This window comes from Klebsiella sp. 141240, from assembly GCF_050600805.1.
Taxonomy (GTDB): domain Bacteria; phylum Pseudomonadota; class Gammaproteobacteria; order Enterobacterales; family Enterobacteriaceae; genus Klebsiella; species Klebsiella aerogenes.
The window spans coordinates 1-563 of sequence record NZ_JAQIRK010000064.1 but is presented as its reverse complement, the minus strand read 5'-3'; the positions used below and the strand labels follow the sequence as shown (position 1 = coordinate 563).

Below are 563 nucleotides of genomic sequence, written 5' to 3'. Positions count from 1 at the left end.
CCTGGGCGAAATGCGCCTGGTAAGCAGAGTTTTTGAAATGTAAGGCCTTTGAATAAGACAAAAGGCTGCCTCATCGCTAACTTTGCAACAGTGCCCACTGATCCGCATGCCCGTTCCATACAGAAGCTGGGCGAACAAACGATGCTCGCCTTCCAGAAAACCGAGGATGCGAACCACTTCATCCGGGGTCAGCACCACCGGCAAGCGCCGCGACGGCCGAGGTCTTCCGATCTCCTGAAGCCAGGGCAGATCCGTGCACAGCACCTTGCCGTAGAAGAACAGCAAGGCCGCCAATGCCTGACGATGCGTGGAGACCGAAACCTTGCGCTCGTTCGCCAGCCAGGACAGAAATGCCTCGACTTCGCTGCTGCCCAAGGTTGCCGGGTGACGCACACCGTGGAAACGGATGAAGGCACGAACCCAGTGGACATAAGCCTGTTCGGTTCGTAAACTGTAATGCAAGTAGCGTATGCGCTCACGCAACTGGTCCAGAACCTTGACCGAACGCAGCGGTGGTAACGGCGCAGTGGCGGTTTTCATGGCTTGTTATGACTGTTTTTTTG

1 protein-coding gene is annotated in these 563 nt (G+C 56.1%); it reads right to left on the bottom strand.

The features are described 5' to 3' along the window. A partial coding sequence (locus tag PGQ95_RS26330; protein WP_430919888.1) for a phage integrase N-terminal SAM-like domain-containing protein occupies positions 1-540 on the bottom strand: 540 nt, incomplete at its 3' end. Positions 541-563: the final 23 nt, after the last annotated feature.